The organism is Sphingomonas chlorellae, assembly GCF_056485145.1.
In genome coordinates, this window is sequence record NZ_JBQXXM010000003.1 from 247,066 (window position 1) to 270,926 (window position 23,861).

The window sequence follows — 23,861 nt, forward strand, 5'->3', positions numbered from 1 at the left end:
TCGACGCGATCGGGCCTTTTTCCCGCCGTTCGGGCCGCGCATAAGGAAAGCGTGATGTCGCCTCGCTTGCTTCCCATTGCCTTTCTCATGTCCGCCACCGTTGCCGTTCCGGCGCTGGCAGCGCCTGCGGTCGACGATCCGGTGGCGGATCCAAAGGGCGATCCGTCGACCCCGGGCTCCACCCTGCCGCCGGTCATCAAGGCGATGCTCGATGCGGCGATGGAGTCGGGGAGCGAGGCCGACGTCAACGTGATCGTCAAATATGCGAAGACCGTGGCCCCGGAGAGTGCGGAACTGGTGCTGCGTACCGCGAACGACTGGCGCAACGAGCGTGCGGCACGCGCGGCGCGCAAGATCCGCGAGGCGAGCTTCTTCGATCTGGTCAAGGGTCACGCCGAACTCGGCGGCTATTCGACGGGCGGCAACACGCAGAATATCGGTGTCACCGCGGCTGTCGAGATCAAGCGGGAGGGGCTCGCCTGGCGCCACAAGTTCAAGGTACAGGGCGACTATCAGGAAAGCCTGGGCGTGACGACGCGCGAACGGCTGCTGCTTGCCTATGAGCCGAACTGGAAGTTCGCCGACCGGGCCTATGTCTACGGCGCCGCGCAGTATGAGCGCGATCGCTTCTCGGGCTTTACCGATCGTGTTTCGCTGTCGTCGGGGGCGGGATACAGCGCGATCCGGACACCGACGATGAAGCTCGATCTCGAAATCGGCCCCGCCTATCGTTACACGCGTCAGGTCGACCGCACGACCGAAAGCAACATGGCCGCACGCGGGTCGCTCGATTTCGGGTGGAAGCTCACGCGGACGATCTCGGTAACGCAATCCGCCTCGGCCTATATTCAGGATTCGAACAGCACGGTTTCGACGCGATCGGCGTTGCTCGCCAAGCTGATCGGGCCGCTCTCGGCCCAGTTTTCCTATGCGATGCAGTACGAAAGCCTGCCGCCCGAAGGTCGCAAGACCACCGACACGACCAGTCGTGCCGCGCTGGTGCTCGACTTCTGATCATCCCGCCGCGGGGGGTTCCACCCGCCCCATGATCCGCGCTACCAGCGTGGCATGAGGGGAGTTTCAAAGGCAGAAGAGGCGGTCATCGCCCGGGCGCAGGCGGCGCCGATGCTCGACTGGACGCGCGCCTGGGTGGCGATCAACAGCGGCACGCGCAATCTCGCCGGACTGGCGATCATGGGCGACACGCTTGCCCATGCGTTCGCGGCGCTGCCGGGCGATGTCGAACTGATCGATCCCGAACCCGTCGATGCCATGGCAGCCGACGGGTCGCGCATCGCCCTCGACCACGGGCGCCATCTGCGCGTGACGGTTCGGCCGGATGCGCCGCTGCAATTGCTGTTCACGGGCCATATGGACACCGTGTTCGGTGTCGATCACCCGTTCCAGACCGAGCGCTGGAACGCCGACGGCTCGCTCAACGCCCCCGGCGCCGCCGACATGAAGGGCGGGCTCGCGGTGATGCTCGCGGCGCTCCGCGCGCTCGAACACAGCCCGGCGGCAGGCGCGATCGGCTACCAGGTCATCGTCAACTCGGACGAGGAAACCGGCTCGCTCTCCTCGCGCGGGTTGATCGCCGCGGCGGCCCGGGGACGTCGCGCCGCCTTCACCTATGAACCCGCGCTTCCCGACGGCACGCTTGCCGGCGCGCGCAGCGGATCGGGCAATTTCTCGCTGTTCGTCCACGGGCGGAGCGCGCATGCCGGGCGCAACCCCGAGGATGGTCGCAACGCCGTCGTCGCGGCGGCCGATCTGGCGCTGCGGCTGGCCGCAGTGCGGCGCGCGGGGCTTTCGGTGAACCCGGCACGCATCGACGGCGGCGGCCCCAACAATGTCGTGCCGGACCGCGCGGTCCTGCGCGTCAACTTCCGGCCCGCCGATGCGGGAGCGGCGGCCGAGGCCGATATCGCGATCGATGCCGCGATCCGCGCGGTCGAAACGGCGCACCAGGTGCGGATCGAGCGACATGGGGGCTTCAACCGCCCGCCCAAACCGCTCGACGATGCCGCAGAGGCGCTGTTCGCGCTGGTCCGCGATGCCGGGGCCGATCTCGGGCTCTCGCTCGCCTGGCGGGCGACGGGCGGCGTTTGCGACGGCAACAATATCGCAGCCTGCGGCGTGCCCGTGGTCGACACGATGGGCCCGCGTGGTGGCGCCATTCATTCAGGGGAGGAATTTCTGATCACCGAATCGCTGTCCGAGCGCGCCGCCTTGTCGGCGCTCAGCATCCTGCGTCTGGCCGAGGGAGGTCGCGCGTGACCTTCCGCATCCGTGCCGCACGCGATGAAGATCTTCAGGCGCTCTACGAAATGGCGAAGCTCACCGGCGGGGGCTTCACCAACCTGCCGCCGGAGCGCGACGCGCTGCGTGCCAAGCTGGCGCGCAGCCATGCCGCCTTCGCGCGGGAGGAAGTCGGCCTCGTCGACGACCTGTTCGTGCTCGTGCTCGAAAATGTCGAAACGGGCGAGGTACGCGGCACCTGTCAGATTTTCACGCATGTCGGCCAGATCTGGCCCTTCTACAGCTATCGCCTCGGCACGCTCACCAAATATAGTCGCGAGCTCAACCGCACCTTCCGCTCGGAAATCCTCAACCTCGTCAACGACCTCGAGGGCAGTTCCGAAGTCGGGGGACTGTTCCTTCATCCGGGTGAGCGCGCCGGCGGGCTCGGCATGCTGCTCGCGCGCAGCCGCTATCTGTTCATCGCACGCCACCGCGCCCGTTTCGCCGACCGGGTGCTCGCCGAACTGCGCGGCGTGATCGACGAGGCGGGCGGATCGCCCTTCTGGGACGGTGTTGCGGGCCGATTCTTCGGCATGAATTTCCAGGATGCAGACTCGTTCAACGCCACGCACGGCAACCAGTTCATCGCCGATCTGATGCCCAAGCATCCGATCTACACCGCGATGCTCTCCGAATCCGCACGCGCGGTGATCGGCCTGCCCCATCCGAATGGCCGGGCAGCGATGCGGATGCTCGAAAATGAGGGGTTCGCCTTCGAAAACTATATCGACATCTTCGACGGCGGACCGACCATGACGGCGCGAACCGATCAAGTGCGCACGGTGCGCGAGGCCCGGGCGGCGCCCCTCGTGGCGATCGCAGAGGACAGTCGCGATGGCACGCCGTCGCTCGTCGCGACCGGCCGCCTTGCCGACTTCCGCGTGGCTTTCGGCAGGGTCGCTGCGGCGGAGGGCGACGGGGTGGCGATCGACGCGAACTGCGCCGCTGCTCTCGCAATCGGTGTCGGCGACGAAATCGTCCACGTGGCCCGCTGATGCTGCGCGAGATCAACTTCGACGGCATCGTCGGGCCCAGCCACAATTATGCCGGGCTCAGTCCCGGCAATCTGGCCGCGACACGTAACGCAGGGCGCGCCTCGTCGCCCCGCGCCGCGGCGCTCGAAGGGATCGCCAAGATGCGCGCGAACCTCGCGCTCGGGCTCACCCAGGGCATCCTGCTGCCGCATCCCCGCCCCGATCACGGCTGGCTTGCGCAGCTTGGGGTCAACTATCAAGCGGCACCGCGCCACCTCCAGGCCCAGGCATTGTCGGCGTCGAGCATGTGGGCGGCGAACGCGGCCACCGTCTCGCCCGCGCCCGACACCGCCGACGGCCGTTGCCATCTGACGGTCGCCAACCTCGTCACGATGCCGCACCGCAGCCACGAATGGGCCGAAACGCTGCGCCAGCTTCAACTCGCCTTTGCCGATCCGGCATTCGTCGTGCATCCACCGATCCCGGCTCCTTTCGGCGACGAGGGCGCGGCAAACCATATGCGGCTCGCCACCGGCCATGATGCGCCGGGCGTCGAGATCTTTGTCTATGGCGTCGCCGGCGGCCCTTTCCCCGCCCGCCAGCATCTTGAAGCGTCGCAGGCGATCGCACGCCGTCACGGGCTCGATCCCGAACGAACGCTGTTCGTCCGCCAGTCAGACGCGGCCATCGCTGCCGGCGCCTTCCACAACGACGTCGTGGCGGTTGCCAACGGCACGGTCCTCTTTGCCCATGAGCAGGCCTTTGCCGATCGCGATGGCTTCTACGACGCGCTGCGCGCCATGCTCCCCGAGGTCGAGATCGTCGAGGTTCCCGCCGCCTCGGTCAGCCTTCAGGACGCGATCGCATCGTACCTATTCAATGCCCAACTCGTGACGCTCCCGTCGGGCGAATCGGCACTCATCGTCCCCGCCGAAGCGCGCGAGACGCCCAGCGTCTGGGCATGGCTGACCGATCATCTCGCGGGCAACGGCCCGATCCGACGCGTCGAAGTGGTCGACGTCCGCGAATCGATGGCAAATGGCGGCGGCCCCGCCTGTCTCCGCCTGCGCGTGGTCGCCGATCCCGCGACGATCGACCCGCGCTTTCTGGTCGATGCGCAACGGCTCGACCGCATCGCCGAGGTGATCGAAGCGCATTGGCCCGATCGGATCGCGCCCGATGCAATCGGCGATCCGGCGTTGATCGGAAAGATCGAGCATGCGCGTGCGACGCTGCTCGATGCGCTCGGCCTGTCGGGTTAATTTACAATTTACCATATGAGCCGCCGCGGAAATCCCGGATTTCCGCGGTTGGCCCGTGGCTTGCTTGCATTTCCGGCATGTTCGACCGGATACGCAGCCTGTTCACGATCAAGTCGAAGTTCGAGGCGTTCCTCGTCATCTACGGCCTCGGCACGGGTGCCGTGGAGCGCGGCGTCCATTATCTCCACCAATATCCCGGCTGGGGCGGCTGGCTGCTCTTTTCGGTGTGCCCGATCGCGGTGTTCATGGCGGGCGGCCGCATCCTCGACAGCCTCGAACACGAGGACTGACCACAGGCCGCCACGGTGGCGCCGCCTGTCAACCCAACCGACGATGATGGAAGAAATGGCGCGCCCGGAACGATTCGAACGTCCGACCCTCAGATTCGTAGTCTGATGCTCTATCCAGCTGAGCTACGGGCGCGCAGAGCAGGGCAAGAACCCTGCGATGTAATTTGGCGCGCCCGGAACGATTCGAACGTCCGACCCTCAGATTCGTAGTCTGATGCTCTATCCAGCTGAGCTACGGGCGCGCTGTGGAGCGGCGCTGATATGCGGCGAATCAGAATGATGCAACCCCGTTGCGTCACTTTTTTCACGCGCATAGAGCATGGCCATGCGCCGCTTCGCCCTTTTGTCCGCCCTCGCCCTTGCGGCGTGCGCCGAAACGCCCGGCTCCTATCCGTCGCTGCTACCGCGGCCGGCGGAAAGTGCGGCCTTTGCCGAACCCGCCTCGCCCCCGGGGCAAGCGGCGGAACCCGTCGCCGATCCTGCGCTCGACAAGCAGATCGCAGCGCAGCAGCAGGCACTCGCCGCCGCCGCCGGCCGGTTCGCACGCGCTGCCCAGGACGCCGAAGCGCGGGTCGCCGTCGCCCGCGGGGTTCGCGAGGGCAGCGACGCCTGGCTCGATGCCCAGACCGGGCTTAGTACGCTGCAGTCGCTTGCCGCGCCGTCGCTGCTCGCGCTCCAGCAGCTCGAATCGCTGGCGATCGCACGCGGCGAAGCGGGTAAGCCGCCCTACCCGCAACTCGACCGAGCGATTCAACAGGCGCGCACGCTGACTGCCGATCAGGCGCAGCGCATTCACGCGCTCGAAACCGCGCTCGCCGCCCGCGAATAGCGCGGCGGTCAGCGGTTCGCCTGCGGCTCGTCCTTGGTCTGGTCGAGCCGCAGCACGGGCAGCACCGACCCATAGTCGTCACGCCAGGCATCGATCCCCGGCTCGCGCAACAGCGGCCGCCAACGCGGGTCATCGCCCGCCATTGCCTCGACCTTGTCCTTTTGGCTCGAAAGCGCGATCCAGTCCGACACGCTCGCCTCGCGCGCCTGCGCGGCCGCGTCGGGCACATAGAGCCGGCGAAGCCCGGTCCATCCCTGTTCGGCGGCGGCCGCTGCGACAACCGGCTCGAGCCGCAGGAAGCGATTGGATACGTGGACGAGCAGCAGCCCGCCCGGCGCGAGCACCCGGCCATAGGTGGCAAAGGCCTGCGTGGTCATCAGGTGCATCGGCACCGAATCCGAGGAAAAGGCGTCGAGCACGAGCAGGTCGAGGCTGGCGTCGGGTGCCTGCGACAGGCGCAATCGCGCATCGCCCAATTCGATTGCCGCGTTGGGCGCACAGTCGCGCAGGAAGGTGAAGCGACCCGAATCGCGCGCCAGCAGAACGATCGCCGGATCGATCTCATAGAAGCGCCACGACTGGCCGGGCTGCGCATAACAGGCGAGCGTGCCGGTCCCCAGCCCCACCACGCCCACGCGCGCGTGCGGTCCATAAAGCCGCGGCAGCGCCGCCATCGCGGCGGCGACGCCCGATCCCGGAGCATAATAGGTGGTGGGAAGGCGCGCATCGGCGCCGCGGAGCTGCACGCCGTGCAGCGTCGTGCCATGGGCCAGCCGCGTCTGATCGGGCAGCGCGTTGATTGTGTAGACGCCGAAATAGCTTCGCACCCGGTTGCCCGCGAACGACACGCTGATCGCCTGCCAACCGCCATAAAGCAGCAGCGCCGCCGTCAGCGCGACAAGGAAGAGCGTGCGGTTCCCCGCCGCCACGATGCCCAGCACCGCCACGCCCAGGAAAGCGAACTGCAGCGTCTCGCCATCGCCGCGGCCGCCGCCCGCGATCCCGGCGGCGAGGATGGCGACGATCGCCGCGCCGAGGCCGATCGCCTTGGCGCGACGCCCGCGTGCCCAGAACCGCGCGGTCAGCGCGAACAGGTACGTCTGCGGCGTCAATGCCGCTGCCGCGATCAGCAACAGCGGATATTCATAGGTCCAGTCGAACAGGATCGGCGCGACGAGCGCGGTCAGCACGCCGCCCGACGCGCCGCCGAACGCCATCGCGAGGTAAAAGCCCGTCAGCCCGGCGGGCGGCGGCCGCAACGCATGGAGGCGATGGTGCAACGCCACCGCAACGACGAACAGCAACGCCAGCCCGATCACCGCGTTGGCGATCGCAAAGCGCTGGTTTCCCGCCACGCTCGTTGCGCCGAACAGCAGCAACAGCACGGGCAACAGCTTGGCGATCAGTTCATCGAGCAGCGGCGATTCGCGAAACGCCACCGAAAAGCTCAACAGGTAGAGCGCAAGCGGCAACACCCAGAGCAGCGGCATCGCGACGATGTCGGTGGTGAGGTGCGTGGTCGTCGCCAGCATCAGCCCCGAAGGCACGAGCGCAAGCACCACCCAATGCAGCCAGCGCCCGCGCGGGATGGCCCCGGCTGCGACGCGCGCCCGGTCGTGCGGCACCGCTGTCCCGCTCCCGCGCGGCAGACAGAGCGCGGCAGCGACCACCAGCAGCGCCACGAACCCATAGCCGATGCTCCACGAAAGGCTCTGCCCCTTCAGGCTCAACAACGGCTCGACGACCAGCGGATAGACAAGCAACCCGCCCAGGCTGCCGATGTTCGAAGCGACATAGAGGCGATACGGATCGCGCCCCGCCGCTGCGGCGACGTACCAGCGCTGAAGCAGCGGCGCCTGCGCCGAAATCGCGAAGAACAGCGGCCCGATCGACGCGACCAGTAGCCACGGCGTCCACAATGCCGGCTCGGCGCCCGGCGGCAACTCGAACCGGGCAAGCCCGATCGGCAGCCACAACGCGGCGAGCGCGAGCAGCACCAGATGGATGACGGCCTGCCGCCGCAGCGGCTGCGCGGCAACGGCGTGGGCATAGCCATAGCCGCCGAGCAGCAACGCCTGGTAGACGAGCATCGCCGAGTTCCACACCGCCGGCGCGCCGCCCAGCCGCGGCAGCGCCATCCGCGCCACCATCGGCTGGATCAGGAACAGCATGAAGGATCCGGCCAGGATCGTAGCCACGAACAACGTATCGACTGCCCACGGCCGCACCGCCGCCGGCATGTCGTCCCCTGCCCGCGGCGCAGCGCTCACGGGCGGGCGATGCGATAGGTGATGTGGCTTCGCAGCGCCGGGGTCGCCGCAGGATGGTCGAACGCGCCATCGGCCACGCGCACCATCCCCAGTCGCTCCATCAGCCCCCAGCTCCGCCGGTTGGCCGGAACGGTGATCGCGACGACCTGCGGCACGTCGAGCGTGCGCCACGCCCATGCAAGCGTCGCCGCTGCCGCCTCGCGGGCATAGCCCTGCCCCCAATGGGGCGCGGCAAGCCGCCAGCCGATCTCGATCTCATTCTCGATCGGCGTCCCGGCGGCGCCCGGCTTCAACCCGCAAAAGCCCAGAAAGGCTCGATCAGCCGCACGCTCGACGGCCCAGAAGCAATAGCCGGTCGTCGCCAGCAGGGTCTGTTGCCGATCGATCGCGGCATCGCTTTCGGCGCGGCTCAGCGGCGGCCCCAGATACGCCATCACGTCCGGATCGTTGCACATCGCATGAAACGGATCGCGGTCGCCGTCGCGCCAGCCGCGCAGGGTCAGTCGTTCGGTTTCGATCACGGCCGGTCGATCGCATAGGCGACGGTCGGTGCCAACCGGTCCGCCGGATCGAATACCGGGTGCATGAACTCGGCAAAGGCCGTCATGCCCAGCCGGGTCATCAGGCGACGGCTGGGCTCGTTGACGATCGCGGTGATCGCGACGATCCGCGACTCGGGCCGGTGCTGCCATCCCCATGCCAGGCTCGCCTCGGCCGCCTCGCGGGCATAGCCCTGGCCCCAGACCGCGCGAACGAACATCCAGCCGATCTCAAGCTCGCCTGCAATCGGCGTGTTCGGCGCGCCGGGCTTCAATCCGCAGAAGCCCGCCAGCGTGCCGTCGTCGCGGCGCTCCGCGACCCAGAAGCCCAGCCCGTCGCTCGCGCGATAGCCGAGGTGCCGGTTCAGCGTCGCCTCGCTCCCCTTGCGCCCCTTGGAGGGGCCAAGGTTGCGCATCGCATCGGCATCGCTCCACATCGCGTGGAGCGCGTCGAGGTCGCGCGGCTCGGGTACCCGCAGGATGAGCCGCGCGGTCTCGATCACTTCGCCAGCAGCCGTGCAGCAACCGGCGCGTGGTAAGTGAGAACGCCCGAAGCGCCTGCGCGCTTGAACGCCATCAGCGTTTCCATCACCAGCCCCTCGCGATCGCACGCGCCAACCGCCGCGGCGGCCTCGATCATCGCATATTCGCCCGAGACCTGGTACGCGAACACCGGCACCTGGAACTCGTTCTTCACACGCAGGATGATATCGAGATAGGGCAGGCCCGGCTTCACCATCACGCTGTCGGCGCCTTCGGCGAGGTCGAGCGCCACTTCGCGAAGCGCTTCCTCGGCGTTGGCCGGGTCCATCTGATAGGTCTTCTTGTCGCCCTTCAGCAGCCCGCGCGTGTTCACCGCGTCGCGGAACGGCCCATAGAAGACGCTCGCATATTTGGCGGCATAGGCCATGATCTGGACGTTGGGGTGGCCGCCGTCCTCCAGCGCCTCGCGGATCACGCCGACACGGCCGTCCATCATGTCCGACGGCGCGATGATGTCCGATCCGGCCTCGGCCTGCACGATCGCCTGGCGCGTCAGCACCTCCACCGTCGCGTCGTTGAGCACATAGCCCGCCGCATCGACGATGCCGTCATGGCCATGGGTGGTATAGGGGTCGAGCGCCACGTCGGTCAGCACGCCCAGATCGGGGACCGCATCCTTGATCGCCCGGATCGCGCGGCACATCAGATTGTCCGGGTTGAACGCTTCGCGCCCGTCGTCGGTGCGCAGTCCGTGGGGCGTGTTGGGGAACAGCGCCACGCACGGAATGCCCAGGTCGGCGGCCTCGCGTGCGCGATCGACCAGCCGCCGCAGCGACCAGCGCGAAACGCCCGGCAACGACGAAACCGGTTCCTCATCGGCGCCTTCGGTGACGAACAGCGGCCAGATCAGGTCGGCGGGGGTAAGAACCGTCTCGGCATGAAGCCGACGGCTCCAAGCGGCAGCGCGCGTGCGGCGCATGCGGAGCGCAGGATAGTGACTCATGGCCGGGCTTGTGGACCCGTGCGCGCGCCCGCGCAACCCGCCGCCGACGCGACGCGCATCAGCCGCGCGCCTTGCGCCGCCGCAGCCGGGCCAGCGCGATCGCCGCCGCGCCCAGCGCGAACAGCCCCACGCTTTCCTCGGGCACCGGCGTCGGCGTCGTGCCGCCGCCGGGCGGCAGCGTCGGCGGCGTGTACTGGCCGTTATAGGTGCCCATGTGGAACTCGCCGTCCTGCACCAGGCTGCCGAACACCGCCGATCCCTGGATGTAGTTGTGCGTCGTCGCCGCCGCGCCGGGCGCGAGCACCGATCCGCCCCACGCCGTGCTCGCGTCGAGCGTCTTGGCGTCGGGGAAGTTCCAGATCACATGCTCGCCCAGTCCCTGCGTTCCCCCCAGAAAATTGTCGTCGAGCCGCACGTTCGCGCCGCTGACGTTCACCACCGCGGTGTCGGCGCCGTTGAGGTTGAACTGGATCTCGCCGACGCGGTTGAGGTCGTCGGCGGTCAGGTTGAACACCGCCACGCCCTTGGCGTCGGGAACGGCGTTGAACGTCGCGCGATTGCCCGAAATCGTGACCGCGCTGTTCGCCGACAGTCCCTTCAGCGACTGCGACAGGTCGGTCAGGCTGCTCGTCAGCAGGCTCTTCTGCTGGTTGAGCCCGGTGACGAAGCCCGGATCGCTCGTCCCCAGCCCGGAGGTGACGCTGTTCTGGTTGACGTTGGTGTTGGCGATCGACCCGCCGACCTTGACCGTCTGCGTCGCGCCGTTGAGGTTGAACCCGCTCGCGACGTTGCCGCCGATCAGCGCGCCCGATCCGTTGTTGAGGTTCTTGATCCCGCCCGTCACGTCGCCGACGACGGTCAGACCGGGGATGCCCAGCGGCGACGGCGCCGGTGCGGCGATCTGATAGTTCGACGAGCCGCCCGACAGGTTGCCGCCGACAAAGGTGCGCCCCTCAACCTCGGACGAGGACTGGAGGTCGCCCAGCACGACCAGGTTCCACTGGCGCAGCGCGTCGATGCCCGCGACCGACACGCCGGCAACCGACTGGGCGATTCCCGCCGTCGCCACGCCCATCGTCGCCAGCAGCGCCGCCGCCGGCAGCGTCCACCCGATCCGCGCCCGTGCCATTTTCCATTCCCTTTCGATCACTTCGTCATCGCGCATAGCCTTGTTGCGCTTCCGGAAGAATGTCAGCCTATGGTTAACGCCTGTCCCGTGCCGGGATGCGGATCGTCTGGCGCGGCCGGGGCGTTACCCGCGGTCCACGCAAGCCATGGAGGATGGGTGAAGCCCCGGCAGCAACGATCGATCGCCCTGCTCGTCAACACGCGGTCGCGCAACGGCGACCGCTGGTTTCGCCGTGCCTGCGCCGCCTTTGCCGACCGGGGCGTCACGGTCGATGCCCAGGCGGTGGACAGCCCCGACGCGCTCGCGCCGCGGCTGCGGCAGATCCTCCAGCGCAAGCCCGACATCGTCGCGCTGGGCGGCGGCGACGGCACGATCAGCGCGCTGGTCGACGAAATGGTCGGCCATGACGTCGCGCTGGGCGTGCTCCCCTTCGGCACCGCCAACAGCTTCGCCCGCTCGCTCGGCATCCCGCTCGAGGTCGACGGGGCGGTCGAGACAATCCTCGCCGGACGGCCGCGGCGGATCGACCTGGGGCGGATCGGCGACGATTATTTCGCCAACGCCGCCGCCATCGGCCTGTCGCCGCGGATCGCGCAGACGGTGCCGCACGCCGCCAAGCGCTGGTTCGGCCGCGCGGGCTATCTCGCCTGGGCGGCGATCCAGTTCGCGCGCTTCCGCCCCTTCACCCTGATCATCGACCAGGACGGCGCCGAGACCCGGCTGCGCGTCGTCGAGGTCCGCATCGCCAACGGCGCCTTTCACGGCGGCACCGAACTGGTCGACTCGGCCCGCGTCGACAGCGGCCAGATCGTCGTCCAGGCCGTGAAGGGTCATGTCCGCCGCCGGCTGATCGGCAACTGGGCCAAGGCGGTGCTCGGCTTGCCGCGCCACGACGACAGCGTCGACTTTCGCGGCGCCCGCATCGGCATCCGCACCGAACCGCCGCTGCCGATCTCGATCGACGGCGAGGTCCTCGCCCGGACCCCGGCGGTCGCGAGCATCGCCGCCGGGGTGATCGAGGTGATGGTCCCCGCCCGGACCGATTAGCCCAGCCGGGCGAGCGCCGCGGTCAGCCGGTCGGCCTCCGCCGCCTTTTCGGCATGGTCGGCGCGCGCCTTTTCGACCGCCTCGGGCTTGGCCCGCTCGACGAAGCTGGGGTTGGCGAGCCGCCCGGCGAGGCTGTCGCGTTCCTTGGCCGCCGCGGCGATCGCCTTGGTCAGCCGCGCGCGCTCGGCCTCGAGATCGACGACGTCGCCCAGCGGCATCACGAAGGTCGCCTCGTCGACGACGATCTGGAGCGCGCCGCCCGCCGGCGCCTCGCCCTGTGCCTGGTCGACGCGGCCCAGCCGCGCCAGCGCCGCGTCCTGCCGACCCAGCCGCGCCAGCGTCTCGGCCGAGGCATCACGGACGTGCAGCGCCAGCCGCGCGCCCGGCGGCACGTTGAGTTCGGTGCGCGCCGCGCGGATCTCGTTCACCAGCCGGATCAGCCAGTCGATCTCCTGCGCCGCCGCAGGGTCGAGCGCGCGGGCGTCGGCCATCGGCCAGTGCGCGACGATCAGGTCATGGTCGCGCGGCCCCATCTTCGACCACAGCTCTTCGGTGATGAAGGGCATGAACGGGTGGAGCATGACGAGGATCTGGTCGAGCGCCCAGCCCGCGACAGCGCGCGTCTCGTCGGCGCCCTCGACGCCCTCGCCCTGGAGCACCGGCTTGATGAGTTCGAGATACCAGTCGCAGAAACGGCTCCACACGAACTGATAGATCGTGTTCGCCGCCTCGTCGAAGCGCAGATCGGCGAGCGCGAGGTCGAGCGCCTGCACCGTGGCAACGGTTTCCGCGATGATCCAGCGGTTTACGGCCAGCTCCGCAGACGGCGCCTCAATGGTACGGCTCGCCGCGATGCCGTTCGACTGACAGAAGCGCGCGGCGTTCCACAGCTTGGTCGCGAAGTTGCGATAGCCCTCGATCCGCTTCTCATCCATCTTGATGTCGCGGCCCTGGCTTTCCATTGCCGCCATGAAGAAGCGCAGCGCATCGGCGCCGTACTTGTCGATCAGCCCCAGCGGATCGACCGTATTGCCCTTGGACTTCGACATCTTCTGGCCGTCCGCCGCGCGGACAAGACCGTGGAGATACAGCGTCTTGAACGGCACTTCTTTCATGAAGTGCAAACCCTGCATCAGCATCCGCGCGTCCCAGAAGAACAGGATGTCGAAGCCCGAGATCAGCACGTCGTTGGGATAGCGGCCGCCCAGCGTCGGGTCGGTATTCTCCGGCCAGCCGAGCGTCGCGAACGGCCACAGCGCCGAGGAGAACCAGGTGTCGAGCACGTCGGGATCGCGGGTGAGCGCAACGCCCTCGCCCGCCTGTGCCTGTGCCTCTTCCTCGGTTTCGGCGACATAGGCATTGCCGTCGGCATCGAACCACGCCGGGATGCGGTGGCCCCACCAGAGCTGGCGGCTGACGCACCAGGGCTGGATGTTTTCCATCCAGTTGAAATAGGTCTTTTCCCAGCTCTTCGGAACGATCTTCGTCGCGCCCGAGCGGACCGCTTCGATCGCGGGCTGCGCCAGCGTCTTGGCGTCGACATACCATTGGTCGGTCAGCCACGGCTCGATCACCTGGCCCGAACGGTCGCCGAACGGCGTCTGGATCGTGCGCGGCTCGGCATCGTGCTCGTTGCCGTCCTTGTCGACGAACGGCACGAGGAAGCCCTCTTCCTTCAGCCGCGCGACGATGGCCTTGCGCGCGTCGAACCGGTCGAGCCCGATCAGTTCGGCCGGGACCAGCCCGTCCTGCGTCTGGCAGATCGCCGCCTTGGCATCGAGCATGTTGAGCATCGCCGCCGCCTTGAACCCGGCGCGGACACCCACTTCGAAGTCGTTGAAATCATGGCCCGGCGTGATCTTCACCGCGCCCGAACCCAGTTCGGGATCGGCATGTTCGTCGGCAATGATCGGGATCAGGCGGCCGGTGATCGGCAGCCGGACCTGCTTGCCGACCAGCGCCTTGTACCGTTCATCCTCGGGATGCACGGCGACGGCCATGTCGGCGAGCATCGTTTCGGGGCGCGTCGTCGCGACCTGGATGAAGCCCGAGCCGTCGGCCAGCGGATAGCGCAGGTGCCAGAAATTGCCGCGAACCTCGCGGGTTTCGACCTCAAGGTCCGAGATCGCCGTGCCGAGGCCCGGATCCCAGTTGACCAGCCGCTTGTCGCGATAGAGCAGCCCCTCGCGATAAAGCTGGACGAACACCTTCAGCACCGCCTTGCTGAAACCCTCGTCCATCGTGAAGCGTTCGTTCGCCCAGTCCATCGAACAGCCGAGCCGGCGGAGCTGGCCGGTGATCGCGCCGCCGCTCTCTGCCTTCCACTTCCAGACGAGGTCGACGAACTGTTCGCGCGTGTAGTTGGTGCGCTTGTCCTGGCGCGCGTTGAGCTGGCGCTCGACCACCATCTGCGTCGCGATGCCGGCATGGTCGGTGCCGACGACCCAGCGCGCATCCTTGCCCTTCAGCCGGGCATGGCGGACGAGAATGTCCTGCAGCGTGTTGTCGAGCGCGTGGCCGATGTGCAGGCTGCCCGTCACGTTGGGGGGCGGGTTGACGATCGTCCACGGATCGGCGCCCGGACGGTCGGGACGGAACAGCCCCTCACCTTCCCAATGGGCATACCAGCGGGATTCGATTTCGGCGGGGTCGAAAGTCTTCGGAAGCTCGGTGGTCATCGGCCGCGCTTAGCGCGAACGCGGGCGAAACCAAACCCCCCGTCGCATCGCCCGCGCCAAAGGTTCCAATAGTTCCGGGAAAACGCCATGTGCCCGCCCCCGCGCCGCCCGGCGGACGCGACCGGGACGGCAGAGTGGAGCAGGCGAAATCCTAAATGGCAAGCCCCCGCGCCCGCACGGCGCAGCGGCATGGCGCATCGCCACCCGGGCAGGGCGTGCGCGCCCCGTCCCGCCCCGCGGCGGGAGGGGCGCCCACCGTCATTCGCCCTTGGTGTATTTGTTCATCCAGCCGAGCACCTCGCCATACCATTGCATCGAGTTCTTCGGCTTGAGCACCCAGTGGTTCTCGTCGGGGAACACCACCAGCCGCGACGGCACGTTGCGCCGCTGAAGCGCGGTGAACGCCGCCAGCCCCTGCGTATAGGGGATGCGGAAGTCCTTTTCGCCGGTGATGACGAGCTGCGGCGTCTTCCATTCGGTGACGTGGTTGACGGGGTTCCATTTCTCGAACGCCTGCGGGTCCTCGAAATAGGCCTTGCCGCCATGCTCCCACTCGTCGAACCACAGCTCCTCGGTCTCGTACGCCATGGCGCGCGCGTCGAACACGCCGTCATGCTGGACGATGCACTTGAACCGATCGGGCCAGCGCCCCTCGATCCAGTTCATCATATAGCCGCCATAGGAGGCACCGAGCGCGCAGGCATTGCCCGCGTCGAGGAACGCGAACCGGTCGGTCGCGGCCTTGAGCCCCTTTTGCAGATCCTCGAGCGGCCAGCCGCCCCAGTTGTTGCGGATCGCGTCGGTAAAGGCCTGGCCGTATCCGGTCGAGCCGTGGAAATCGACCGCGACGACGGCATAGCCCGCGCCCGCGAACACCGCCGGGTTCCAGCGGTACGACCAGCTGTTGCCCATGCTGCCCTGCGGCCCGCCATGGACGATGAACGCGATCGGCGCCTTGGCCCCCGCCGCCAGCCCCGCCGGCCGGGCGACATAGCCCCAGACGGTGTCGTTGTTCGCGCCGGTGAAGCTGTAGCGCGTGATTTCGGGCATCGCGATGCCGGCGAGCTTTTCGGCGTTGACCGCGGTGAGCCGCGCCGTCGCCTTGCCCTTGAGCAGGTAGAAATCGTCGGGCGCGGTCAGGCTGTTCATCGCATAGACGACGCCGCCCTTGCTCACCGCCACGGCCGAGACGCTGCCCTTGTCGGTCAGCCGGCTGACCTTGCCGGTCGCGGCGTCGACCGCGAACAGCGGTTCTTCCTGAACGTCCTGCGCGGTGACGTAGAGCGTCCGCGAATCGGGCGACCACGCGATCGACGCGACCGAACGGTCCCAGCCCTGCGTCAGCGAACGGACCTCGCCCGTGGCGAGGTTGCGCAGCTTGAGCACCTGACGATCGGCTTCATAGCCCGCGCGCGCCATCGACGCCCAGGCGAGCCACTTGCCGTCGGGCGAGACGGCGGGGAGCGTGTCGGTGCCGTGATTGTCGGCGGTGAGGTTGACCGGCTTGGCCGAGCCGTCGGCGGGAACCGCGAAGATGTCGAGATTGGTCGACAGCGGTTCGATCCGCCCCGCCTCGCGCAGCGCGAAATAGATCGTCTTGCTGTCGGGCGACCAGGCGATCTCCTCGCCGCCGCCGAACGGCTTCGACGGCGTGTCGCCGATCAGCGTGCCGCCCACCGCCAGCGCCTCGCCGGTGGTGCCCTGCGGCCCGAAGGGAAGTACGAAGAGCTGCGAGCGCTCGCCGTTCGCCCATGTGTCCCAGTGGCGAACGAAAAGCTGGTCATAGGTGCGGCCCGAACCGGCGTTCGGATCCTTCTTCACCTGGGCGGGGGTGAGGCCGGGGGCACCGGGCTTGCGATCGGCCCAGACGAGCAGCTTCGACCCGTCGGGCGACACCTTGTACCCGCCGAAGCCGCCCTGGATGTGCGTGAGCTGGACCGGCGCGCCGCCGGTGATCGCGACGCCCCACAACTGGTCCTCGCCGCCCTTGTCGGAGGTGAAATAGACGGTCTTGCCGTCGGCGGCGAATTGCGGCGCCGTCTCGTTGACGTCAGCCTCGGCGACGAGCTTTTCGGGCCGGGCGCCCTTGGCGGTCAGGTCGAGCCGCCACAGGTCGAACCGGCCGCGATTGGCGGCCAGGTCGGTCTCGCGCTGCTGCCAGACGAGCCAGTGGCCGTCGGGCGAGACGCTGGGCGACCCGACGCGCGACAGCGCGGCAACGTCCTGGATGGTCAGGTCACGGGCCGCGGCGGGCGCGGCGACGAAGGCGAGCGCAACGCCCGCGAGCAGGAGGTGCTTCATGGCGGCGAGATAGAGCAGAAGGTTGCGCAGGTTACAATATCGCGCGTCGTCTGCGCGCCGCCCGGCCGGGGCGCGCGGGCTCAGCTCGTCCCGTTCGGCCCGTCGAGCAGCGTGCGCAGCCGCAGCGCGAGCTCGGCCCGGCGATAGGGCTTGCGCAGCACCTCGAACCCGTCGGCGCCGGGATCGAGCGCGGCGTCCGAATAGCCGCTGGTGAGCAGCACGGGGAGCGCGGGATGCCGCTCGCGGATCTTGCGCGCCAGCGTCACGCCGTTCATGCCGCCGGGCATCACCACGTCGCTGAATACCAGCTGGGCGTCGCACCCCGCGGCCAGCCGGCCGAGCGCGGCGCGCGGGCCGTCGACGCGCGTGACGCGATAGCCGAGCGCCTCGAGCGTGGTCTGCGACAGCGTGCCCACCGCCGGGTCGTCCTCGACCAGCAGCACATGCTCGCCGCGGCCCGCGCTGTGCGCCAGATTGGCGGCATCGTCCTCGACCCGCCCGGTCGCGCGCGGGAAGAACAGGCGGAAGCGTGCGCCGCCGCCCGCGCGATTCTCCGCGACGACCGCGCCGCCCGACTGGCGCATGAAGCCATAGACCATCGACAGGCCCAGCCCGCTGCCCTGCCCGACATCCTTGGTCGAAAAGAACGGATCGAACACGCGGCGCAGCATCTCGGCGGGGATGCCCGGCCCCTGGTCGGTGACGGTCAGCTCGACATATTCGCCCGGCGCCAGCCCCTCGGCGAGCGGTTCGGCATCGCTCGACACGCGGTTGGCGGCGGTGATCTCCAGCCGCCCGGCGCCGCCCATCGCCTCGCGCGCGTTGATCGCGAGGTTGATGAGCGCCATCTCCATCTGCACCGGGTCGAGCCGCGCGTTCCACAGTTCGGGATCGAAGCGCAGGTCGAGCGCGACGGTGTCGCCCAGCTTGCGCTGAAGCAGCGTTTCGAGCCCGACGACGAGCGTGTGGAGGTTGAGCAGCCGGTCGCGCAGTTCCTGCCGCCGGGCAAAGGCGAGCAGGTGCTGCGTCAGCGTCGCGCCGCGCGCCGCCGCCGCGCCGATCGCCTCGACCGCGCGCATCGCCAGCCGGTCGGCGGGGTCGACGCGCGTCTCGAGCACGTCGACATAGCCGAGGATGACCTGGAGGATGTTGTTGAAATCGTGCGCGACGCCGCCGGTCAGCCGGCCCACCGCCTCCATCTTCTGCGCCTGCAACAGCGCCTCCTCGGCCTCGCGCCGGCGCGAGATGTCGAGCTGGCTGCCGAAGAAATAGAGGAGCTCGCCCGCCTCGTCGAACACCGGCGAGACATAGAGCGCGTTCCAGAAGGTCGAGCCGTCCTTGCGATAGTTGAGCAGTTCGACCGCCAGCTCGCGCCGCGCCGCGATCGCCTCGCGCACGCGCGTCACCGTGGCGCGGTCGGTCTCCGGGCCTTGCAGGAAACGGCAGTTGGTGCCGACGATCTCGTCGAGCGTATAGCCCGTCATCCGCTCGAATGCGGCGTTGCAGAAGATGATCGGGTTGTCGTCGCGATGCGGATCGGTAACGATCATCGGCATCCGCGTCGTCTCGACCGCGGCGAAAAAGATGTCGGGATGCGCGTCGCGCGGCATCAGGCCGTCGACAGGGCTGCCCGGCTGGCCGGACCGGGCGCCGGAAAGGGAATGGTCCGGGCCGGGACCGGAGGTTGATCTGCTCATATTCCGCAACTGAACGCGCCAGAATCCGCTCGGTTTCGAGCTTTCCCAACGCGTCCGCGCGTCAGCCGTTCCGTCCGGTAATCCGCGAAATCTCGCGCGCGACCATCGCCTCGACGATTTCGGGCAGGTTGGCGTCGAGCCATTCGCGCAGCATCGGCTTGAGCATCTCGCGCACCAGCCCCTCGAGCGTGTCCGACCCGGCAACCTCGGGACGGACGACCATGCGCGACAAGGCCTCGAGCGGGCCGCGCGTCGCCTCGACCGCACGTTCGGACAGGATCGGTTCGGGCGCGGGCGCCGGGATCGGCCGCTCGGCGCGCGGCTCGGCCTCACGCTCCGCGTCGCGCTCGGCGGCGGCGGCGCGCCGCCCCTCGGCGATGCGGTCGCTCAGTTCGAGCACCTCGTCGACCGGGTCGATCGCCGGCACGCGCTCGGCACGCTCGGGACGCGGCGCCGGCTGCGGCGGCGCCGTCCGGCTCCTGCGGCCGCGCGGCGCCCCGGCGGCGTCGCCTTCCTCGGCGATGATGCGCTTGATGGACGAGAGGATCTCTTCCATCGAGGGCTCGGCGCTGAACTCTCCACCCATGGCCAACATCGTCTCCGGCGCTTGTTTCCTGCGTCTCAATCAGGGATTCGGGGCGCGCATGTCAACCTGTGTGTCCACCTCGCGGCGGAGCACGGGGTCGTTCGACGGCGACGGCCCGACGATCGCGCCCTGCGGCGGCGTGCTGCGCGTCGGCGTGCCGATCGCCTGCGGCTCGGGATCGTCGCGCCAGTCGTTGATGCGGTTGCGCACGCGGCGATAATTGGCCTGCGGATCGTAGAGCGGCCCGCCGTCGAGCCCGAGATCCTTCGCCTCGGCCTGCCCCATCGTCGCGAGCAGCGTGAACCCGGCGACATAGGCGTCGCGCTGCGCCGTCACATACTGGACCTGCGAATTGAGCAGTTCCTGCTCGGCATTGAGGATGTCGAGGATCGTGCGCGTGCCGACGCTGTTCTCGGCACGGACGCCTTCGAGCGACAGCCGGTTGGCCTCGACCGCGACGCGCGACGATTCGGTGACGCGCAGCGCCGAGTCATAGCTGGCGAACGCCGACCGCACCTGGGCCACGACGCCGCGCTCGGTCAGCGTCACATTCTCGATCGCCGCCGCCTCGCGCGCCTGCGCCTGGCGGACCTCGGCGGCGGGGCGGCCGCCTTGGAAGATCGGCACCGAAACCTGCGCGCCGATCGTCGCGGAAAAGCCGTCGGGCTTGGTCCCCAGCTTCGACGCGGTACCGCTGAGCGAGCCCAGATAGCTGTAGTAATTGCCGCCGCCGGTCAGCGCGACCGAGGGCAGCCGGCTCGACTTGGCGGCGCGCACGTCCTGGCGGCTGGCGTCGCGCGAAAGCTGCGCCGCCTCCAGATAGGGGTTGTGCGCCAGCGCGATCTGCTCGGCGGTGCCCGCGTCGGTCGGCAGGTTGGGCAACGGCGGCGGCGGCGCGAGCACGCCCGGCGCCGCGCCGATCACGCGGATATAGGTCTCGCGGCTGCCGATCAGCCGCGCCTCGGCCGAGCGCAACTGCGCCTGCGCCTGCGCGAGCCGCGCCTCGGACTGGGCGACGTCGGTGCGCGTCAGGTCGCCGACCTCGAACCGGTCGCGCGTCGCCTGGAGGTTGACCTCGAGCACATGGACGTTCTGCTGGTTCAGCCGGACGATCGCCTCGTCGCGGATGACGTCGACATAGGCGGTGACGGCGTCGGTGAAGATCGACGATTCGGTGCCGCGCAGGTTCGCCTGCCCCGCGCCGACGCGGATCTCCGCCGCGCGCACCGCGCTGCGCACCGCGCCGCCGTTATAGACGGGCACCGTGACGTCGAGCCCCAGCCGGCCGTTGCGATTGGGGCTGAGCGGCGACGAGTCCGAATTGTAGAGCGAGTTGCTCGCCGTTCCGGTCGCGGCGGTGCTGGGCAGCCCGCGCGAGCGGGCGATCGGCACATTCTCGTCGGTCGCGCGCTGGTTCGCCCGCGCGCCCGCCAGTTCGGGGTTGCCGGTATAGGCCTGGACGAGCGCGTCGCGCAGCGTCGTCGTCGGCGCGGGCGCGGCGGTCTCGGGCGCGGCGACGGGCGCCGCGGCCTTCACACCCGCACCGCCCGGCCGCGCCGGACGCGACGACTGAACCTTATCGCGCGGCCCGGTCTGGACCGGGCCGGAGTGCGCAGCGGCGGGCACGGCAAGCGCAACCAGGCTTGCACCGCACAGAACAAGGTTCAGTCGCATCCATCCTCATCTTCAGAAGGTGAATGTCCGCTTGCGCTGGAAACCAGGCAATTCGGCGCATTCGATGTCGAGAAAATCGGCGAGCGCAAAGCCGCCGGCGGTCTTGCGGCCATGGGCGAGCCGCGTGATGCCGCGATCGACCACGCCCGTCACCACGCGCGCGCCGTCCTTGAGCTGCGCGAGCAGCGTCTCGGGCATTTCCTCGATCGCGCCGTCGATGACGAGCAGGTCATACGGCCCGCTGGCCGGGCAACCCGCGGCGAGCGGCGCCTCGACGAGCTGGACGCGGCTGTTGCCTGCCAGCGCCGCGCGCGCGATCGCGACGAGCGATTGCTCCTCCTCGACCGCGACCACCGTGCCCGCAAGCCTTGCGAGCACCGCCGCGGCATAGCCGCCGGCCGCGCCGATCAGCAGCACGCGATCGCCCGGCTGGACATGCGCCTCGGTCAGCAGCCGCCCGGTCGCGAGCGGCGAATTGTGGCGCCGCCCGCCGGCAAGCGGCAACAGCGTGTCGCGATAGGCGATCGCACGGTGTTCGGCGGGCAGAAAGTCCTCGCGCGCCACATTTGCCATCGCTTCGACCACGCGCGGGTCGTTGACGGCATTGGTGCGCAACTGGCTTGCCACCATGGCATGGCGCATCGCTTCGAAACGGTTCGCTTCGTCGGGCGCAGGATCGACCGTCTGGGCCATCATCACTCCAGCTTTGTGACACAACCGTATTAGTTGTGCAATACACTTGTTGGTAACGAGAGCGCTTCTATCGCGCCGGGGCGGCATCGCCAAGCGAGCGACGAATCATTTTCGAAGGCGGTTGACACGCGGCCCGCTCCTGCGCATGACGCGCCCTCGCTCCGAGGCCCGATGGCGGAGTGGTGACGCAGCGGACTGCAAATCCGTATACGCCGGTTCGATTCCGGCTCGGGCCTCCAGCATTTTTCCCCGACATCACCATCACCGGGCACCGCGCGCACGGAGCGGCTTCGCGAGGCGCGTGCCCCGCCCCTGATCCGCCGGTGCTTCAGTCGCGCGCGCGCACGGGCAGGTAATGCGCCAGCCGTCCGGCCGCGTCGCCGCCGCCCAGCCCGCGCGCCGCGATCCAGTCGTCGTCGAAGCAGGTCGAGGCATAGCGATCGCCCGAGTCGCACAGCAGCGTCACGATCGACCCGCGCTCGCCGCGCGCGACCATCTCGTCGACCAGCATCAGGCAGGCATGCAGGTTGGTTCCCGTCGAGGGGCCGCAACGCCGCCCCATCACCATGCTCAGGTGCCGCGCCGCGCGGATGCTGTCGGGGTCGGCGACCGCGATCATCCGGTCGATCACGTCGGGGATGAACGACGGCTCGACGCGCGGCCGCCCGATCCCCTCGATGCACGACATCGCGCCTTCGACCGCGGTGACGCTGCGGTCGGCATAATGGCGGTGGAACACCGACGCCTCCGGGTCGGCGACGCACAGCCGCGTCGCATGGCCGCGATAGCGGATATAGCGCCCGATCGTCGCCGAGGTGCCCCCCGTCCCCGCGCCGCACACGATCCAGGCGGGGATCGGATCGGCCTCGCACGCCATCTGGCCGAAGATGCTGTCGCCGATATTGTTGTTGCCGCGCCAGTCGGTCGCGCGCTCGGCATGGGTGAACTGGTCGAGATAATGGCCGCCCGTCTCGGCCGCGATGCGTTCGGCGGCGGCATACATGTCGCGCGGGTCGTCGACCGTCCGGCACCGGCCGCCCTGCTGCTCGATCGCCTCGATCTTCTCGCGCGCGGTGCAGGCGGGCACCACGGCGACGAAGGGCAACCCGAGCAGCCGCGCGAAATACGCCTCGGACACCGCGGTCGACCCCGACGACGCCTCGACCACGGTCGTCCCCGGGCGGATCCAGCCGTTGCACAGCGCATGGAGGAACATCGACCGCGCGAGCCGGTGCTTGAGGCTTCCCGTCGGGTGCGCCGATTCGTCCTTGAGGTACAGCGACACGCCCGGCGCGTTGGCGAGCGGCACCGCGATCAGATGCGTGTCGGCCGAACGCCGCTGTTCGGCGTGGAGCCGCGCGATCGCCTGCGACAGCCACGCCCGGTCGGCGCACGCCGTCTCGCCCGTCCGCGGCCCGCTCTCGAACGCTTCCACCCGCATTGCCCGTCTCTCGTCGCTGTTGGTCCTGATGCCAGCGTTATAGCACTGCGGGGGCGACGCCGGGTTGCAACCTTGCGCTCGATCGCCGGAGGCGACGCAATTCGCGCGCTCGACGACCGGTTCTTGCGCAAATGGCTTGCACGCGCCCGCGATCGCCCGCACATCGCCCGCAGGAGGCCCCGTCATGCTCGACCCGCGCGACATCGCGATTCTCGACCTGCTGCAACAGGATGCCGACACGCCGCTCGCGGCGATCAGCGCGCACGTCCATCTTTCGCCCTCGGCCTGTTCGCGGCGGATCGCGCACCTGCGCGAGGCGGGCTATATCCGCCGCAACGTCGTCCAGGTCGACCGGCGGCGCATCGGCCTGCCGACGACGCTGTTCGTCTCGATCCGCGCCAAGCAGCATTGCGAGGAATGGACGACGCGCTTCCGCGCCGCGATCGAGGCGATCCCGGAGATCGTCGAGGCGCACCGGATGACGGGCACGGTCGACTATCTGCTCAAGGTCGTGCTGCCGTCGGTCGAACGCTATGACGCGGTGTACAAGCAGCTCATCGCCGCGATCGAGATGAGCGAGGTGTCGGCGCACATCTCGATGGAAACGCTCAAGGACGCCTCGGCCCTGCCGCTCGGCCAGCTCGCGCCGCGCGGCTAGCCGGCG

20 protein-coding genes and 3 tRNA genes are annotated in these 23,861 nt (G+C 69.0%); 9 read left to right on the forward strand and 14 right to left on the reverse strand.

Going from position 1 to position 23,861, the window contains the following annotated elements; all coding sequences use genetic code 11:
• Window positions 1–54: 54 nt before the first annotated feature.
• From ACT3CF_RS09950 to ACT3CF_RS09970, 5 genes are all read left to right on the forward strand, one after another.
• Window positions 55–1,014 (forward strand): DUF481 domain-containing protein, encoded by a 960-nt coding sequence (locus tag ACT3CF_RS09950; protein ID WP_478422332.1) that lies wholly within the window; start codon window positions 55–57, stop codon window positions 1,012–1,014.
• Window positions 1,015–1,068: 54 nt separating this feature from the next.
• Complete coding sequence (locus ACT3CF_RS09955; protein WP_478422334.1) at window positions 1,069–2,277, forward strand: hydrolase; 1,209 nt, start codon at window positions 1,069–1,071, stop codon at window positions 2,275–2,277.
• On the forward strand, window positions 2,274–3,296 hold the full coding sequence (locus ACT3CF_RS09960) for an arginine N-succinyltransferase (protein ID WP_478422336.1): 1,023 nt from the start codon (window positions 2,274–2,276) through the stop codon (window positions 3,294–3,296). Before ACT3CF_RS09955 ends, ACT3CF_RS09960 begins: the two co-directional genes overlap by 4 nt.
• Window positions 3,296–4,537: an N-succinylarginine dihydrolase gene (locus ACT3CF_RS09965; RefSeq protein ID WP_478422338.1), complete on the forward strand. Its 1,242-nt coding sequence runs from the start codon at window positions 3,296–3,298 to the stop codon at window positions 4,535–4,537. Before ACT3CF_RS09960 ends, ACT3CF_RS09965 begins: the two co-directional genes overlap by 1 nt.
• 77 nt (window positions 4,538–4,614) lie before the next feature.
• Entirely contained in the window at window positions 4,615–4,827 is a 213-nt protein-coding gene (locus tag ACT3CF_RS09970) for a hypothetical protein (RefSeq protein WP_478422340.1), read from the forward strand.
• A 56-nt stretch (window positions 4,828–4,883) separates the two neighbouring features.
• Here the strand turns inward: ACT3CF_RS09970 and ACT3CF_RS09975 are convergent.
• Both ACT3CF_RS09975 and ACT3CF_RS09980 read right to left on the reverse strand, forming a co-directional pair.
• Window positions 4,884–4,960 (reverse strand) — tRNA-Arg (locus ACT3CF_RS09975).
• A 32-nt stretch (window positions 4,961–4,992) separates the two neighbouring features.
• Window positions 4,993–5,069: transfer RNA gene (locus ACT3CF_RS09980), tRNA-Arg, on the reverse strand.
• Window positions 5,070–5,152: 83 nt separating this feature from the next.
• Here ACT3CF_RS09980 and ACT3CF_RS09985 point away from each other — a divergent pair.
• The gene (locus tag ACT3CF_RS09985) at window positions 5,153–5,656 is read left to right on the forward strand and encodes a hypothetical protein (protein WP_478422342.1); all 504 of its coding nucleotides are present in this window, start codon (window positions 5,153–5,155) and stop codon (window positions 5,654–5,656) included.
• A gap of 8 nt (window positions 5,657–5,664) precedes the next feature.
• On the opposite strand, the gene ACT3CF_RS09990 is transcribed toward ACT3CF_RS09985, so the two are convergent.
• From ACT3CF_RS09990 to ACT3CF_RS10010, 5 genes are read right to left on the reverse strand one after another with little or no spacing between them, the layout of a single operon-like run.
• Complete coding sequence (locus ACT3CF_RS09990; RefSeq protein WP_478422343.1) at window positions 5,665–7,896, reverse strand: spermidine synthase; 2,232 nt, start codon at window positions 7,894–7,896, stop codon at window positions 5,665–5,667.
• Window positions 7,897–7,922: 26 nt separating this feature from the next.
• Window positions 7,923–8,447, reverse strand: a complete 525-nt coding sequence (locus ACT3CF_RS09995; RefSeq protein ID WP_478422345.1) for a GNAT family N-acetyltransferase — start codon at window positions 8,445–8,447, stop codon at window positions 7,923–7,925.
• Window positions 8,444–8,968 carry a GNAT family N-acetyltransferase gene (locus ACT3CF_RS10000; protein WP_478422347.1) on the reverse strand — a complete coding sequence of 175 codons (525 nt, stop codon included), beginning with the start codon at window positions 8,966–8,968 and terminating at the stop codon, window positions 8,444–8,446. The genes ACT3CF_RS09995 and ACT3CF_RS10000 overlap by 4 nt, the downstream gene beginning before the upstream one ends.
• Window positions 8,965–9,951 carry a porphobilinogen synthase gene (hemB, locus tag ACT3CF_RS10005; protein WP_478422349.1) on the reverse strand — a complete coding sequence of 329 codons (987 nt, stop codon included), beginning with the start codon at window positions 9,949–9,951 and terminating at the stop codon, window positions 8,965–8,967. The genes ACT3CF_RS10000 and hemB overlap by 4 nt, the downstream gene beginning before the upstream one ends.
• A gap of 58 nt (window positions 9,952–10,009) precedes the next feature.
• Window positions 10,010–11,080, reverse strand: a complete 1,071-nt coding sequence (locus ACT3CF_RS10010; protein ID WP_478422351.1) for a choice-of-anchor A family protein — start codon at window positions 11,078–11,080, stop codon at window positions 10,010–10,012.
• A gap of 156 nt (window positions 11,081–11,236) precedes the next feature.
• Between ACT3CF_RS10010 and ACT3CF_RS10015 the strand changes: the two genes are divergently transcribed.
• The gene (locus ACT3CF_RS10015; RefSeq protein WP_478422353.1) at window positions 11,237–12,127 is read left to right on the forward strand and encodes a diacylglycerol/lipid kinase family protein; all 891 of its coding nucleotides are present in this window, start codon (window positions 11,237–11,239) and stop codon (window positions 12,125–12,127) included.
• On the opposite strand, the gene ACT3CF_RS10020 is transcribed toward ACT3CF_RS10015, so the two are convergent.
• From ACT3CF_RS10020 to ACT3CF_RS10045, 6 genes are all read right to left on the reverse strand, one after another.
• Window positions 12,124–14,805: a valine--tRNA ligase gene (locus ACT3CF_RS10020; RefSeq protein WP_478422354.1), complete on the reverse strand. Its 2,682-nt coding sequence runs from the start codon at window positions 14,803–14,805 to the stop codon at window positions 12,124–12,126. The genes ACT3CF_RS10015 and ACT3CF_RS10020 overlap by 4 nt on opposite strands.
• Before the next feature lie 258 nt (window positions 14,806–15,063).
• Window positions 15,064–17,106: a S9 family peptidase gene (locus ACT3CF_RS10025; RefSeq protein WP_478422356.1), complete on the reverse strand. Its 2,043-nt coding sequence runs from the start codon at window positions 17,104–17,106 to the stop codon at window positions 15,064–15,066.
• A gap of 80 nt (window positions 17,107–17,186) precedes the next feature.
• The gene (locus ACT3CF_RS10030) at window positions 17,187–18,716 is read right to left on the reverse strand and encodes a histidine kinase famiy protein (protein ID WP_478422358.1); all 1,530 of its coding nucleotides are present in this window, start codon (window positions 18,714–18,716) and stop codon (window positions 17,187–17,189) included.
• Between the two features lie 148 nt (window positions 18,717–18,864).
• Window positions 18,865–19,389 carry a DUF2497 domain-containing protein gene (locus tag ACT3CF_RS10035; RefSeq protein ID WP_478422359.1) on the reverse strand — a complete coding sequence of 175 codons (525 nt, stop codon included), beginning with the start codon at window positions 19,387–19,389 and terminating at the stop codon, window positions 18,865–18,867.
• 39 nt (window positions 19,390–19,428) lie between these two features.
• On the reverse strand, window positions 19,429–21,063 hold the full coding sequence (locus ACT3CF_RS10040; protein ID WP_478422361.1) for a TolC family outer membrane protein: 1,635 nt from the start codon (window positions 21,061–21,063) through the stop codon (window positions 19,429–19,431).
• 12 nt (window positions 21,064–21,075) lie between these two features.
• Window positions 21,076–21,759, reverse strand: coding sequence for a protein-L-isoaspartate O-methyltransferase family protein (locus ACT3CF_RS10045; RefSeq protein ID WP_478422363.1), 684 nt, complete (start codon window positions 21,757–21,759; stop codon window positions 21,076–21,078).
• Between the two features lie 162 nt (window positions 21,760–21,921).
• Here ACT3CF_RS10045 and ACT3CF_RS10050 point away from each other — a divergent pair.
• A tRNA-Cys gene (locus tag ACT3CF_RS10050) sits at window positions 21,922–21,995 on the forward strand.
• An 89-nt stretch (window positions 21,996–22,084) separates the two neighbouring features.
• On the opposite strand, the gene ACT3CF_RS10055 is transcribed toward ACT3CF_RS10050, so the two are convergent.
• Window positions 22,085–23,197 (reverse strand): PLP-dependent cysteine synthase family protein, encoded by a 1,113-nt coding sequence (locus ACT3CF_RS10055; protein ID WP_478422365.1) that lies wholly within the window; start codon window positions 23,195–23,197, stop codon window positions 22,085–22,087.
• Window positions 23,198–23,381: 184 nt separating this feature from the next.
• On the opposite strand from ACT3CF_RS10055, the gene ACT3CF_RS10060 reads away from it, so the two are divergent.
• Window positions 23,382–23,855, forward strand: a complete 474-nt coding sequence (locus ACT3CF_RS10060) for an Lrp/AsnC family transcriptional regulator (protein WP_478422367.1) — start codon at window positions 23,382–23,384, stop codon at window positions 23,853–23,855.
• The last annotated feature ends 6 nt before the right edge of the window (window positions 23,856–23,861 follow it).

What these genes read in the sequence shown, in the direction of transcription:
- ACT3CF_RS09950 (WP_478422332.1), top strand. Translation starts at nt 55, where the DNA reads ATGTCGCCTCGCTTGCTTCCCATTGCCTTTCTCATGTCCGCCACCGTT.
- ACT3CF_RS09955 (WP_478422334.1), top strand. Translation starts at nt 1,069, where the DNA reads ATGAGGGGAGTTTCAAAGGCAGAAGAGGCGGTCATCGCCCGGGCGCAG.
- ACT3CF_RS09965 (WP_478422338.1), top strand. Translation starts at nt 3,296, where the DNA reads ATGCTGCGCGAGATCAACTTCGACGGCATCGTCGGGCCCAGCCACAAT.
- ACT3CF_RS09970 (WP_478422340.1), top strand. Translation starts at nt 4,615, where the DNA reads ATGTTCGACCGGATACGCAGCCTGTTCACGATCAAGTCGAAGTTCGAG.
- ACT3CF_RS09985 (WP_478422342.1), top strand. Translation starts at nt 5,153, where the DNA reads ATGCGCCGCTTCGCCCTTTTGTCCGCCCTCGCCCTTGCGGCGTGCGCC.
- ACT3CF_RS09990 (WP_478422343.1), bottom strand. Translation starts at nt 7,896, where the DNA reads ATGCCGGCGGCGGTGCGGCCGTGGGCAGTCGATACGTTGTTCGTGGCT.
- hemB (WP_478422349.1), bottom strand. Translation starts at nt 9,951, where the DNA reads ATGAGTCACTATCCTGCGCTCCGCATGCGCCGCACGCGCGCTGCCGCT.
- ACT3CF_RS10010 (WP_478422351.1), bottom strand. Translation starts at nt 11,080, where the DNA reads ATGGCACGGGCGCGGATCGGGTGGACGCTGCCGGCGGCGGCGCTGCTG.
- ACT3CF_RS10020 (WP_478422354.1), bottom strand. Translation starts at nt 14,805, where the DNA reads ATGACCACCGAGCTTCCGAAGACTTTCGACCCCGCCGAAATCGAATCC.
- ACT3CF_RS10025 (WP_478422356.1), bottom strand. Translation starts at nt 17,106, where the DNA reads ATGAAGCACCTCCTGCTCGCGGGCGTTGCGCTCGCCTTCGTCGCCGCG.
- ACT3CF_RS10030 (WP_478422358.1), bottom strand. Translation starts at nt 18,716, where the DNA reads ATGCCGCGCGACGCGCATCCCGACATCTTTTTCGCCGCGGTCGAGACG.
- ACT3CF_RS10035 (WP_478422359.1), bottom strand. Translation starts at nt 19,389, where the DNA reads ATGGGTGGAGAGTTCAGCGCCGAGCCCTCGATGGAAGAGATCCTCTCG.
- ACT3CF_RS10040 (WP_478422361.1), bottom strand. Translation starts at nt 21,063, where the DNA reads ATGCGACTGAACCTTGTTCTGTGCGGTGCAAGCCTGGTTGCGCTTGCC.
- ACT3CF_RS10045 (WP_478422363.1), bottom strand. Translation starts at nt 21,759, where the DNA reads ATGATGGCCCAGACGGTCGATCCTGCGCCCGACGAAGCGAACCGTTTC.
- ACT3CF_RS10055 (WP_478422365.1), bottom strand. Translation starts at nt 23,197, where the DNA reads ATGCGGGTGGAAGCGTTCGAGAGCGGGCCGCGGACGGGCGAGACGGCG.
- ACT3CF_RS10060 (WP_478422367.1), top strand. Translation starts at nt 23,382, where the DNA reads ATGCTCGACCCGCGCGACATCGCGATTCTCGACCTGCTGCAACAGGAT.